Below are 13,511 nucleotides of genomic sequence, written 5' to 3'. Positions count from 1 at the left end.
TTAAACGCTCACTGGCGCTAGTGCTGAACTTTGACACAAAGCTCAGCACCAGATGCTGCGATTGAGAAACTGCTGATGTTTGCCAGCCGCGTTTTATGGATTGACCGTTAAGATCACGGTGTCGGTATAGCCATTGGCAATCGTGGCGCTATCCAAATCACTGCCTTTGACTTCGGCGGTTAAGGTCAGATCAATCGGCGTGTTCGGGCCAGAGCCAGTGCCGGTCTCATGATCCAACGTCAGTGTGTAGGGCAGCACATTGGCACCGCTTTTCATGTGCTTCACATCGCCGACTGCGTTCAGGCCGTCATTGGTATCCAGCGTATAGCTCACGCCATTACTGCACCAAAATTGTGTTGTGCCAGTTTTGCTTTGATCACCTGAGCCTGCTTTTAGGTCGCCCATATTGATCGTTACATCGTTGGTATCCACGAAAGCACAGGTTCCCACGACATTGGCATTGATAATGACATTTTTATCTGCCGCGTGGCTCAGCGAACCTAGCGTCAATAAAGATAGAGCAATCAAGCTAGTTGTAAGGGTACGTTTCATGATGGTTCTCCTGTGTATTCATAAAGCAGTTAATACTTGCTTTGTCGATGAATGCAGTTTACGGAGAAGTCGGGCGGGGGGCTTTGAAGTATTACCGAGGATTGTTGTGAAATATTACATTCAAATAAATTTTAAGATATGCCAATGGAATCAAGGTTCTACCGTGAGAATGACGGTGTCGGAATACTGCCCAATCGGTCGGCTTTGATAATCAGCCTGTAGCACTTTAGCTGTGAGCAGGATATCGATATTACTGCCTGTACTCACGCCAGACTCGGGTGTCGCGGTGAGGGAATAGGGAAGTCGGCCACTACCATTTTGCTGCGCCATTTGGCGTTGTTGCCCATTGGGATTGAGGCCGTTGCTGAGCGAAATGTGAAATTGCGTGCCATTGCTACAACTAATCGGCGTGGTCGCAGTAATCGTGACATCGCCTTGGCTTAAATTGCCAAAGTTCATAATCAGATCGCCGCTGGTGACAAATGAGCAACCGCCTTGTACCCAGATTCGCACATTCATCGTGCTACCCGATGCCAGCGCCGTGTTGCAAAGCAGCAGGGCACCGCAAGCGATTAAAAATCGAAGGAGACTTTTTGCCATTTTGCTTCTCGTATCGTACTCATTTTAGCCTGCACAGCTTGGCCTTGGCATGCTAGTTTGATTTGTGGTGGCATCCGTTCTAAAGGGCTTTCCCATTGGGTTTGGCACTCTGGAACGACATTGCAGCGAATGCTCACATTTTTACTAAAAGCCAAGGGGCTGGCGAGAATCATGACCATCATCAGGCGCATTTTATTCACTCAGGTTTAAAGTAATTTCTTTAGTGTAGTGCTCACTGAGTATGTCGTGAGCATGATTGCTCGCCAATAGTCGGACGGCTTCTTGTTTTCAATTGCGATCACTTGCCGATGCAAAAACGACTAAAAATCACGCCAAGCAAATCATCAGATGTGAATTCGCCGGTAATCTCGTTCAGGCTGTTTTGCGCCAAACGGAGTTCTTCGGCGAGGATTTCGATTTGTAGGTAGCTGCTGTCGGCGATGTTTAAGTGTTCGCGCGCGGTGCGAATCGCAGTCAGATGGCGCTCACGAGCAATAAATACGCCATCGTTCATACCCTGCCACCCTATCTTCTTCAAGAGCTTAGCCTTCAATTCTTGCAGGCCAATACCCTGCTTGGCGGAAACGTGGATTTCATCGTCAGCGATTTCACCAGCAGTGTCGCCAGTCAGATCAATTTTATTAAACACGCGCAAAACGCTGAGCGACTCAGGCAGGCGCGCCAGAATGTCGTGATCGTGCGCGGTGATGCCTTCGCGGCTATCGAGCAGCAGCAGTGCCAAATCGGCTTTGGCGATGGCCACCCAAGTGCGCTCGATGCCGATTTTTTCGACGGTGTCGGTCGTATCGCGCAGGCCTGCTGTATCAATAATGTGTAGCGGAATACCATCGAGCTGAATCAGTTCGCGTACCGTGTCACGGGTGGTGCCAGCGATATCGGTGACAATCGCGACGTCTTCGCCCGCTAAGGCGTTCATTAAGCTAGATTTGCCGACGTTGGGCTGACCGATCAGCACCACATGCATGCCTTCGCGCAGCAATTTGCCTTGCGTGGCGGTGTCCATGACGCGAGCGAGCTGGGCGCTGATGTTATGCAATTTGCCGCGCGCGTCGGCGGCTTCGAGAAAGTCGATGTCTTCTTCGGGGAAATCCAACGTCGCTTCAACCAACATGCGCAAATTAATCAGCGCATCAACCAGCGCATGCACTTCACGTGAGAACGCGCCATCGAGTGATTTGAGCGCTGATTTGGCGGCGGCTTCCGATTGCGCATCGATAATGTCGGCGACGGCTTCGGCTTGCGCCAAATCGAGTTTGCCATTCAAAAATGCACGCTTGGTAAATTCACCGGGTTCCGCGTGGCGCGCGCCGAGTTCGATGCAACGCTTGAGCAGCATATTCATAATCACAGGGCCACCGTGACCTTGCAGTTCGAGCACGTCTTCGCCAGTAAACGACGCTGGATTTGGAAAAAACAGCGCAATGCCCTCGTCGACGGTGCTGCCGTCTGTCGCTTTGAAATGCGTAAAGTGCGCAAAGCGCGGTTTCAGCGCCGATTGCTCGCGGCCAAGCAGGCCGGAAATCAGCGCTTGGAGATTTTTACCAGAAACGCGAATCACACCCACGCCACCACGACCGGGGGCTGTGGCAATCGCGGCGATAGTGTCAGGGGTGTAAAGCATGATGGACTCGCAGTGTCTGATTAAATTGTTCTTGGTAGGCGGTGCACAGTTGAATGCGCCAGCCTGATTTGTGCCAGATCAGATTATACGTGGTCTGGAACTGGGTAGGCAGCTGGGGTTTTGCCCGTGTAATCGTCCATACGATATCGACAACGCAGTGATATTGTCCTTGCGGTAAAAATGTACTGATTTGATAGTCGGCATTCACGAAACCATCTTGTCGATAATGTTCACACAGAGCCTGCATATTATTCAGCAGCGCTGCATTTTCAGTGAAATGAAAATATTGCCCTTGCTGGGCAATCCCAGAAGGGAGGGCGAAATGCTCGGCGATGCGAGATGAATCGAGTTGATTGTAGGCTGCGCAATAGGCATTAAAGAACTGCAATATTTCTATGGGTATTGAGTTGTGAGTCTGTTTGGGCATGGTCTGCATTAATATACGTCAGATATAAAAAACGCCACCGGCGTGAGGCGGTGGCGTTAATAAGGTGCTGCTAGCTAACTCTTCGCTGCTTTGGCTTGATTCTCAATTTTCTTGGTAATCACATATTGCTGAATGATCGACAATACATTGTTCACCACCCAGTACAGAACCAAACCAGCCGGGAAGAAGAAGAAGAATACTGAGAATATAATCGGCATCCACTTCATCATCTTCGCTTGCATCGGATCCGGCGGTGGCGGCGATAGCATTGTTTGTACGTACATCGAAGCAGCCATAATCAGCGGCAAGATATACAGTGGATCTTTAACTGACAAGTCATGAATCCAGAATGCCCACGGTGCTTGGCGCAATTCAACTGCGGCCAATAGCATCCAGTAGAAACCAATGAACACTGGAATTTGCACCAACATCGGCAAGCAACCGCCGAGTGGATTGACCTTTTCAGTCTTGTACATTTCCATGACGGATTGCTGGAACTTCACGCGGTCTTCGCCGTGACGTTTTTTCAGCTCTTCCATGCGCGGTGCGAGCAAGCGCATTTTCGCCATCGAACGGTAGCTGGCGCTGGCCAATGGGAAGAACGCCGCTTTCAGTAGCAAGGTTACGATGATAATCGACCAGCCCCAATTGCCTACCAAACCATGAATGAATTCAAGCACGGCAAACAAGGGTTGCGAGAAAATCTTGAACATGCCGTAGTCTTTCACCAGATCAAAACCCGGTGCAACTGCGGCAAGGCGACGACTTTCTTGCGGGCCAACAAAGATCGGCACGGTGCGCTCAAATTTCGCACCTGCTTCGATTTTCGGCAAGTCAATGACTGCGCCTACCGAGAACATATTGTCTGGCAGTGCTTTCATTTCAAAGCGGCAATCGGTCGGCGTGCAAGCTGGGCTGCCGTTGTTTGGCGAGAAAATCCAGCCAGAAACGAAGTAGTGCTGAATCATCGCAATCCAGCCATTATTTGCGCTTGGACGGAATTTAGCTTCGCCTTTGGTGATTTTATCAAATTCCACTTTCTGGAATTTATCTTCTTGAGTAAAGAGCGCAGGGCCAGTAAAGGTGTGCGTGCCAAACATGCCCGGATTTTCAACTTTGCCGTCGCGAATCAAGCGATAGTAAGCGCTGGTCGTCAATGGGGCGGTGCCGCCGTTGACGATTTCATACTTCACATCGACTAGATATTCATCACGCTTAAAGGTGTAAATTTTGGCGATTTTGACACCAGCAGGGCCTGGGGCTTCTAGGCGAACAGCGATTTCATTTTGACCTTCAGCCATCGTGTAGCTGGCTTGGGCGGAGCTGAAAACGCTTTTATGCGTTGGCATTCCCTCGCCGAGCAAGCCCGTTTGCGCCACATAGGTGTGCTCACCCGAATCTTGCAACAAGACAAATGGTTTGCTTGGATCGTTGGTTGCGCCGATTTTCAAGAGTTCAACGTGACGTAAATCGCCACCGTTGCTATCGATTTCAGCACGGAATAAGTCAGTCGTCACCGTAATCCGCTGACCTTTAACAAGGCCGCTGGTTTCGGGGGCTGCTGCGGTAGAGGCGGTTGTGCTTGCGCTGTTAGAGGCCGCTATGGCGGCTGTTGCGCTGGCAGTGGTTTTGGGCTGCGGGTAACGCTGCTCCATATATTTTTGCCAGAAAAACAGAATGCTGAAAGACAGCGCAATAAAGAGGATTAGTCTCTTAGTATCCATTTGAACGGAAGAGCTCCCAACTCGGTGGCTTTAAGTAGATAAGCAATAGTTTATTGCAGCGTGGTTTTCCGAGTCGTACTTAGATGTACGGATCTGCGGCTTCTCATTGCGATAAAACTTTTGCACGACTTATATATATTACGGAACAGGATCATGCCCACAGCCGCCCCAAGGGTGGCATCGGCACAGACGTTTTGTGGTGAGCCAACTACCTTTTACTGGCCCATATCGACTCACCGCCTCAATCCCATATTGCGAACAAGTAGGTATGAAGCGGCAGCGAGGCCCCAGCAGTGGACTAATCATCCACTGATAAAGTTTCAGCAGTGCGATGATAAGGCGCGACATTGCTTCAATCGTTTAAATAAACTGAGTAAGGCAAGGCGCGCAGCTGCGCCGTCATTACGCTCGAACGGCTTGCGAGATCTGACGACAACATCAAGGCCTAACAAGAGATCGGTGTTTTGACGGAAGAGTTCGCGAACGGTGCGCTTGATGTAATTACGACCTACGGCGCGTTTATCGGTTTTTTTGCCGACAACCAAACCGAGCCTAGCTTGAGGCAGCTGGCTGGGTTTGCCTAAAACTTGGAAGTAATCGTTACTCACTGACGCTCGCAAACTAAAAACGGATGAAAAATCATCCGTTTTTAGTAAGCGTGCATCACGCGCAAAGCGGTAGCGAGGTACGCTCTGCATGCCGTTCAAAACGGAAGCAGGTGCGTTCGTTCGCAACAGCTTAAGCCGATAAAACTTTACGACCCTTGGCGCGGCGTGCGTTAAGAACGCGAACACCACCAACGGTTGACATACGGGCACGGAAACCATGAGTGCGTTTACGTTTGATTACAGAAGGTTGGAAAGTACGTTTCATGACTAAATCCTAAGTGCTAATTGGGCAGTAAACACGTGATTTAATCAGTGTTGCTAGTACCTTGTCAAGCAAGAGTGACGATTAACCGTGGATCGATTGCTGATTGTGCTTGTGGATAAGTCCTGCACTTGCAGGTACAATGGCTCGTTTCTCGGTAACCTCAGTAGCGAATCGCTACCGTGCTTGCGAGGCTGGCTGTTTGTATTTTGTTGCGTCTATACATATAGATGCTCGGCTCCCTCTGCGCTAATACCGTGTCAACCCACCTTTTCCGTAATGACATTGACCCCATGCAAATAGAAACACTTTGGCCGCATTGCCTCAACGAGCTGCAGCAAAACTTGGGCGCCAGTCAATTTAACATCTGGATCAAGCCGCTCACGGCACAGATGATTGACGAAACCTTAGTCATTGCGGTGCCCAATCAGATTTTCTTGCAATTTATTCGTGATCGCTATTTAGGCATGATCGAAATGGCTGCGGCCAAATTATGCGACGGCGTACCGCCGCCGATTGAGTTGAAAGTTGGGCAAATGTCCGCGCCGCCGCCGCGCGTTGCTGCGCGTCCAGCCAATGCATCTGCTGATTCGGGTGAATCTGCAGCTGCGCCAGTGAAACAAAGCAAACGCTTTGACGCCAGCGGCGCCAGCCATGAAACCACGCGGCTAAATCCATCGCATAGCTTTGATACGCTCGTTACCGGTAAAGCCAATCAGGTGGCGCGCGCCGCCGCGATGCAAGTCGCAGAAAATCCCGGTGTCAGCTACAACCCGCTGTTTGTGTACGGCGGTGTGGGCTTGGGTAAAACGCATTTGATCCAAGCGATTGGTAATTTCGTACATCAGCACAATCCGCAGGCCAAAATTCGCTATATCCACGCCGAAAAATACGTGCAAGACGTCGTGAAAGCCTATCAACACAAATCATTTGATGAATTTAAGCGTTATTACCATTCCTTAGATTTATTGCTGGTCGACGATATTCAGTTTTTCGTTGGCAAAGATCGTACGCAAGAAGAGTTCTTCTATCTATTTAATGCGCTACTTGAAAGCGGCAAGCAAATTATTTTAACCAGCGACAAAATTCCGCGTGAAATTGATGGTCTGCAAGAGCGTTTAACTTCACGTTTCTCTTGGGGTTTGATCGTGCCGATCGAGCCGCCAGAAACCGAAATGCGCGTGGCGATTTTGTTGAAAAAAGCCGAAGCCGAGCATTTTAAGCTCGATGCCAACGTCGCTTTTTTCATGGCAAAAAATATCCGCTCCAACGTGCGTGAGCTAGAAGGTGCGCTCAAACGCGTGTTGGCTTATGTGCGCTTTACTAATCAGCCGATCACGGTTGAGTCGGCCAAAGAAGCGCTGCGCGATATTTTGGCTTCGGGTAATCGCCAGGTTTCGGTTGAGAATATCCAAAAAACCGTCGCTGACTTTTACAAAATCAAAGTCGCCGATATGCACAGCAAAAAGCGCACGCGAGATATTGCACGGCCACGGCAAATGGCGATGACGCTGACCAAAGAGCTAACACAAATGAGTTTGCCTGCGATTGGCGATGCCTTCGGTGGCCGCGATCACACGACCGTCTTGCATGCTTGTCGCACGATTGAAGAGTTCCGCAAAAATGACAGCGAAATGGCGCATCAATATAGTGTGCTGCTGCAAATGTTGCGTTCTTGATCGGACTACATACGCGGGATTCAATTTTGTGAAGTGATGGGTATTGCAATGCGGCGCTTTATGAGTAATGGCTGCATTCATATACCCATTCATTGCGCTGAATGTGGCTTGAAGCTGCGCTAATTTAAATTGGGCGTAGCTCGCTTCAAGGCCGCTAAGCTTTCGCATTCCTGATTTTAGCCCCGATTTGCGGTAGAATCGGGGGCATACAAATCAATTAATCTAACTTGGGTGAGAGTAAATGCAACTGCTGCAAGCTGAACGCGATTCGCTCCTAAAACCACTGGCCACTGTAACGGGTATTGTCGAGCGTCGACACACTCTGCCTATCCTGTCGAATGTACTGATTAAAAAAGATGGCGACGCGCTGTCTTTTACCGGTACTGACTTAGAAATCCAAATTAGCAGCCAACAAACCGAGGGTTTTTCGGGCGGTGATTTTGCGATTACCGTTGCGGCGAAAAAAATGTCGGATATTTTGCGTGCGATTCCCGACAAAACCGTCGTGACGCTCGAAGAAGCCGAAGGCCGTTTGACGATTAAAGCCGGCAAAAGCCGCTTTGCATTGCAAACTTTGCCTGCCGCTGATTTCCCTGAGCTGGCTGTTGATACTAATTTGCGCGCGACAATTCGCCTGCCGCAACGTCAACTCAAAGCTTTGCTAGGCCGCGTGCAATTTGCGATGGCGCACCAAGATATTCGCTATTACCTCAATGGCCTGTTTATGGTCACCGAAGGCAATTTGCTTAAACTGGTTGCCACCGATGGCCACCGTTTGGGTTTTGTATCGACTGAATTGGCCGCTTCGTTTGAGAAAAACGAAGTGATCTTGCCGCGCAAAACCATACTGGAACTCTTCAAATTGCTCGGTGAAGTGGATGACGAAGTCACCATTGATATCGCCAGCAATCAAGTGAAGTTCAGCTTTGGCAAAATCGTGATTCATAGCAAAGTAGTCGACGGTAAATTCCCCGATTACAACCGCGTGATCCCACAAAACAATGACAAATTGCTCACCGTAGATCGTCAGGCGCTGTTGTCGTCGATGCAACGCGCAGCGATTTTGTCGAACGAAAAATTCCGTGGTGTTCGTCTAGTTCTGACCGACAGCACGCTGAAGATTTTGTGCAATAACAATGAGCAAGAAGAAGCGCAAGAGGAAGTTGAAGTCGGTTACAGCGGCGAACCGCTGGATATCGGCTTTAACATTCAATATCTGCTCGATGTACTGACTAATCTCTCGGTGGAAACCTTGCACTGCTATTTTGGCGATGTGAATTCCAGCGTGTTGGTCACAATTCCGGATAATGAACACTTCAAATACATTGTGATGCCAATGCGTATCTAGGCTGCGGTGAGTAGGGAGTAGGGACGGGGCGATCAGCCCCACCTGCGCCTCACTCCCTAATCCCCACTTCCTAATCCCCATACTCAAAAAAGCCATGACCGAAGAAAAAAACCTCCCGCAAGCCCCAGAAAGTGCCCAATCTGCTGATTACGGCGCTGATAGTATTCGTATCTTGAAAGGTCTCGAAGCCGTTCGTAAACGCCCAGGTATGTATATCGGCGATACGCAAGATGGCTCTGGCCTGCATCATATGGTGTTCGAGGTACTGGATAACGCGATTGATGAAGCGTTGGCAGGGCATTGCGACACGATCCGCGTGATTATTCATGCCGATAGTTCGGTGAGTATTGAAGACAACGGTCGCGGTATTCCAACGCAAATCAAAGAAGACGACGAGTTCAAACGCTCGGCGGCTGAAATCGTGATGACCGAATTGCACGCCGGCGGTAAGTTCGACCAGAACAGTTACAAAGTGTCTGGTGGTTTGCATGGGGTGGGGGTATCAGTTGTTAATGCGCTATCAGACTGGCTTCGCCTAACGATACGTCGTGATGGCAAAAAACACACGATGGAATTTCGCCTCGGTGAAGCGGTTGCGCCACTCAAAGTAGTGGGTGACACCGAGCGCCGTGGTACTGAAGTGCATTTTATGGCTTCACTTGAAACCTTTGGTTTGATCGAGTTTCACTTTGAAATTCTCGCCAAACGGATTCGCGAACTCTCCTTCCTGAATAATGGCGTGAATATTCAGTTGATCGACCGCCGCACGGGTAAAGAAGAAACTTTCAATTACACCGGTGGCGTGAGTGGTTTTGTTGAATATGTGAACCGTACCAAATCCGTGCTGCATCCAAAGATTTTTTACTCATTGGGTGAAAAAGATGGCATGAGCGTTGAAGTCGCGATGCAATGGAATGATTCTTACCAAGAATCAGTGCAATGCTTTACCAATAATATCCCGCAACGCGACGGCGGTAGCCACATGACGGCGCTGCGCCAAGTGATGACGCGCACCTTAAATCAATACATCGACAGTCACGACTTTGCGAAAAAAGCCAAAGTAGAAACCAGCGGCGATGATATGCGCGAAGGCTTGACCTGCGTGCTGTCAGTCAAAATGCCCGACCCGAAATTCTCTAGCCAAACCAAAGATAAACTCGTTTCGAGCGAAATTGGCCCTGTGGTGAGTGAAGTGGTAAGCAGCGCTTTGGCCGATTTCCTGATGGAAAATCCGCTCGACGCCAAAATCATTTGCGGCAAGATTGTGGATGCTGCGCGGGCGCGTGAAGCAGCGCGTAAAGCGCGTGAAATCACCCGTCGTAAAGGCGTGCTCGATGGCTTAGGTTTGCCAGGTAAATTGGCCGATTGCCAAGAAAAAGATCCTGCGATGTCGGAAATTTACCTCGTCGAGGGAGATTCCGCGGGTGGCTCAGCCAAGCAAGGCCGTGATCGTAAATTCCAAGCGATTTTGCCGCTCAAAGGTAAAATCCTGAACGTTGAACGCGCGCGTTTTGATCGTATGCTCGCCAGTCAAGAAATCGGCACGCTGATTATGGCGCTCGGTTGCGGTATCGGTAAAGACGATTTCAATATCGAAAAACTGCGCTATCACCGCATTATTATCATGACCGATGCGGACGTGGATGGTTCACACATCCGTACGCTGCTGTTGACGTTCTTCTACCGCCAGTTGCCAGAATTGGTTGAGCGCGGCTACATCTATATCGCGCAACCGCCGCTATTTAAAGTCAAACAAGGTAAAAACGAAACTTACCTCAAAGACGAGCAAGAGCTGAAACAGCATTTATTGCGCGCCGCGATCAATGGCGCAGAACTACTGCCAAGTGCGGATGCACCTAGCATTAGCGGCGAAGCGCTGGAAACTTTGGCGCGCCAATACTTCATCACCGAAGCCGTCATCGAGCGCGAAAGCCGTTTCCTCGATCCTATGATTTTGAATGCGATGCTCATCATCACACCGCTGGTGCTCGACGATGAAGCCACCACCTTGGACAGCATTGCCCGCCTGCAAGCGGCAGTGAAACATCCGGCGTTCACGTTTAGTGCTGATTTGGTCGATGCTGTATGGCAAATCCGCATCGAGCGCCGCCTGCATGGCGTGGTGACGATGCAATACATCGACGCTGATTTCATCTTGTCGGGCGACTACGCGCAAATCGCGCGCATGGCAGAATCCTTGATGGGCTTGGTGCAGCCCGACGCCATCATCCGCCGTGGCAGCGCCGAGCAGCCGATTCGCAGCTTCAAAGAAGCCCTCGATTGGCTACTGGCCGAAGTGCGCCGCAATATGAGCATTCAGCGCTATAAAGGTCTGGGTGAAATGAATCCAGAACAGCTCTGGGAAACCACGATGGACGTCACCGTTCGCCGCCTGTTGAAAGTGACGATTGGCGACGCGATCACCGCCGACGAAGTCTTCACTACGCTAATGGGCGACCAAGTCGAACCCCGCCGCCAATTTATTGAACAAAATGCGCTGGTAGCGCGGAATTTGGATGTTTAACAATGTAGGTTTTCATAAGAACTGAGATATTCTCATTTTGTGAAATTTAGGAAGGAGCTTTTGGGCTCCTTTTTTTATATGGAATACGGTTAATTTGCCGGTATTTTTAGGTTAGGAGTGAAGAAGGTCGATATCGAATTTTTTTCATTAATGAAATTAATCCGATTGATTCGCCACTTATGTATGTGAATCAGCATGGCGTCGATTATCTTGCTTTTGCGTCAGTTTCATGGCAGGGTGATAATGAATAATCAATATGTGGTCATCAGCACAGTAGTTGGTCTCTACTTGTTTATCGGTATAGCCATTATTGGTTATCGCTTCATCTCTTGAGAGTCTTGAAAAATGGATGCGCATTAGCTAACTCGTCATCTTTTGTTAGTTAGTAGGTGCGCAAAATGCGCGGAAAGCATTGTAGATCCTTTGGGTTTTATGGTTTCTCTGCCTCCGCTTTAATATGCATTGGCTGGCCGGTTAGCCACCTATTATCTGTTAGGTATCTTGTGTCCGAAACAATCTCCTCTGGCAAAGAGTCAACTTCAAGTGCTAAACCAGCAATCTCCTCCCAACCTGAGTCAGATACGCCTCTACCTCTGCGTAGAACCATTGATCGCGCTTTTCAGCATGCTTGGCGCCGCCTTCATGTCCGCTTCCCTCAATTAGTTCCCACCCCTAATCGCGGTGATCGCGAGTTCCTTCGCCGCCGTGACGTAGAAAGCAACCTAGCGACGCGAGTTCCCGAAGGAGAGCGGCTTCAACAAATCGCCATGTGGGGGATTGAGATCTTTGGGCCAGCCGAGGCCGATTCCCTTAACGCAGCCATTAAGCATTTGGGGTGGCATAAAGATCAACCTTTTGGCCTCAATACTAACCCCGCTTCTTGGATTAACGAGCAACGTACATATGGTACCGAGGGCAACCTAAACCTCGGTCACATTGAGCGCCCAGGAGAGAGTCGCTTTCTCCTTAAAGGCCGGACGGCCCCACTTCCTGAAATGGTGGATTACGCCCATGGCTATATATATCAACTATCTCCCTCCGTTACTGCCGTCATCATTTGCTTTGTGTTGACGGAATCTGCGGGTCACGCGTATCACGAAGAACTTAACATTGATCGAAAGACGGGATATGGGACGCTCAAGGATGGTTATCGTTACTTCGACGTTGAGCACGTCAAGCGTCACGCCGTTGGCTTGGCTCGCACCAAATCAAGAACGCAAATTGTAAAATGGTTCTCAGTACACCTTCCTGGATTTTTCTCCCGCGCCCCTGATTGCAATCGTTTGCCCACAGCCGAACTCATTTCGACCATTTGCGAGCCTCTGCTTGTCGGAGTCAGGGCACAAACGCGCCCAGAAGCAGATTGGACCCGTCTTCTCTCTCAGCCCGGTCACAAAGAGATCTGGACACTCGAGGATTGTGCTGGACTCGCTCTGTGTTGGCCTGAATCAGACGGAGATCTTCGCTATCACGCCATAGCTAACCTTCAGACGAGTCTTCTCACCGCAGATCAACTGAAGTATCGAGGTGGCGACAGTGATGCAGTACATGCGTCAATCGTCAGTGACCACATCGAAGGCATCATGGTTAATTTCGCTGCAATCGCTGCACTACGAGAGATCATCCGGCTTCTTCGCCTTACACCAAGTTCAATCTCAGCCGACACGACCTCCCGAAAAGGTACCACAACGTGCATAGAGCAGATACGACTGTACTTCGATAGATCCATTGGCATCCCCGCGCTAACCTCAGAGCTTGCCAGTAGATCCGAAAAAGTTCATTCATATAAGTGGACCTGTTCCACATTTCAAACTCAACCTTGGCCTAGGGAAGAGAAGCCGATTGAAATCTTCGAAGCTCTTCGCTCTCGAACCCACTTTCTTGCTTCGCAGGCACAAAGCCTCGAGGGGGAGACTCGTGAGCACCTTGAGCAGTTGTCCGGAATCTTGAGCACGAGAGAGAATATTCGGACTCAGGCGCGTATGGAACTGGTGGCGGTTTTTGCCGTTATTCTCTCTGTTGTATCCCTCGCTGTGGCTGTTATGTCTGTAGACAAGTTCTCAGACTACATCAATCAGTATGTTGAGAGTCTCTCTAAGACAAAGTAGCTGCAGAGCCATGTAGTCCTGCTTAGTTTTATCAACC

At 49.7% G+C, this 13,511-nt stretch carries 13 protein-coding genes; 4 read left to right on the top strand and 9 right to left on the bottom strand.

Annotated elements, in window-relative coordinates; genetic code table 11:
• Positions 1-93 precede the first annotated feature (93 nt).
• The 9 genes from Q320_RS0117710 to rpmH all read right to left on the bottom strand — a co-directional run bounded on the left by Q320_RS0117710 (position 94) and on the right by rpmH (position 5,818).
• Positions 94-552, bottom strand: coding sequence for a spore coat protein U domain-containing protein (locus tag Q320_RS0117710; RefSeq protein ID WP_027470113.1), 459 nt, complete (start codon positions 550-552; stop codon positions 94-96).
• Positions 553-702: 150 nt separating this feature from the next.
• Positions 703-1,152, bottom strand: a complete 450-nt coding sequence (locus Q320_RS0117705) for a Csu type fimbrial protein (RefSeq protein ID WP_027470112.1) — start codon at positions 1,150-1,152, stop codon at positions 703-705.
• Positions 1,125-1,343 carry a hypothetical protein gene (locus Q320_RS0117700; protein ID WP_027470111.1) on the bottom strand — a complete coding sequence of 73 codons (219 nt, stop codon included), beginning with the start codon at positions 1,341-1,343 and terminating at the stop codon, positions 1,125-1,127. The genes Q320_RS0117705 and Q320_RS0117700 overlap by 28 nt, the downstream gene beginning before the upstream one ends.
• Positions 1,344-1,450: 107 nt before the next feature.
• Complete coding sequence (mnmE, locus tag Q320_RS0117695) at positions 1,451-2,794, bottom strand: tRNA uridine-5-carboxymethylaminomethyl(34) synthesis GTPase MnmE (protein WP_027470110.1); 1,344 nt, start codon at positions 2,792-2,794, stop codon at positions 1,451-1,453.
• The gene (locus tag Q320_RS0117690; RefSeq protein WP_156939108.1) at positions 2,778-3,221 is read right to left on the bottom strand and encodes a DUF6841 family protein; all 444 of its coding nucleotides are present in this window, start codon (positions 3,219-3,221) and stop codon (positions 2,778-2,780) included. Before Q320_RS0117690 ends, mnmE begins: the two co-directional genes overlap by 17 nt.
• A gap of 74 nt (positions 3,222-3,295) precedes the next feature.
• Positions 3,296-4,945 (bottom strand): membrane protein insertase YidC, encoded by a 1,650-nt coding sequence (gene yidC / locus Q320_RS0117685; protein ID WP_027470108.1) that lies wholly within the window; start codon positions 4,943-4,945, stop codon positions 3,296-3,298.
• Positions 4,946-5,083: 138 nt separating this feature from the next.
• A complete protein-coding gene (gene yidD / locus Q320_RS21425) occupies positions 5,084-5,251 on the bottom strand; it encodes a membrane protein insertion efficiency factor YidD (protein WP_373277238.1) in 168 nt (55 codons plus the stop codon).
• A gap of 14 nt (positions 5,252-5,265) precedes the next feature.
• Entirely contained in the window at positions 5,266-5,643 is a 378-nt protein-coding gene (rnpA, locus tag Q320_RS0117680) for a ribonuclease P protein component (RefSeq protein WP_035854225.1), read from the bottom strand.
• Between the two features lie 40 nt (positions 5,644-5,683).
• On the bottom strand, positions 5,684-5,818 hold the full coding sequence (gene rpmH / locus Q320_RS21420; RefSeq protein ID WP_084282759.1) for a 50S ribosomal protein L34: 135 nt from the start codon (positions 5,816-5,818) through the stop codon (positions 5,684-5,686).
• Positions 5,819-6,108: 290 nt separating this feature from the next.
• On the opposite strand from rpmH, the gene dnaA reads away from it, so the two are divergent.
• The 4 genes from dnaA to Q320_RS0117655 all read left to right on the top strand — a co-directional run bounded on the left by dnaA (position 6,109) and on the right by Q320_RS0117655 (position 13,474).
• Entirely contained in the window at positions 6,109-7,494 is a 1,386-nt protein-coding gene (gene dnaA / locus Q320_RS0117675) for a chromosomal replication initiator protein DnaA (RefSeq protein ID WP_035854223.1), read from the top strand.
• A gap of 241 nt (positions 7,495-7,735) precedes the next feature.
• Positions 7,736-8,842 carry a DNA polymerase III subunit beta gene (gene dnaN, locus Q320_RS0117670; RefSeq protein ID WP_027470105.1) on the top strand — a complete coding sequence of 369 codons (1,107 nt, stop codon included), beginning with the start codon at positions 7,736-7,738 and terminating at the stop codon, positions 8,840-8,842.
• Positions 8,843-8,936: 94 nt separating this feature from the next.
• Positions 8,937-11,366: a DNA topoisomerase (ATP-hydrolyzing) subunit B gene (gyrB, locus tag Q320_RS0117665; RefSeq protein WP_035854221.1), complete on the top strand. Its 2,430-nt coding sequence runs from the start codon at positions 8,937-8,939 to the stop codon at positions 11,364-11,366.
• Between the two features lie 503 nt (positions 11,367-11,869).
• Positions 11,870-13,474, top strand: a complete 1,605-nt coding sequence (locus tag Q320_RS0117655; protein WP_156939107.1) for a hypothetical protein — start codon at positions 11,870-11,872, stop codon at positions 13,472-13,474.
• Positions 13,475-13,511 lie beyond the last annotated feature (37 nt).

The sequence above is a fragment of the Deefgea rivuli DSM 18356 genome, assembly GCF_000620145.1.
GTDB classification, from domain to species: domain Bacteria; phylum Pseudomonadota; class Gammaproteobacteria; order Burkholderiales; family Chitinibacteraceae; genus Deefgea; species Deefgea rivuli.
The sequence above is the reverse complement of the archived record's forward strand: the minus strand, read 5'-3'. Positions and strand labels throughout refer to the sequence as shown.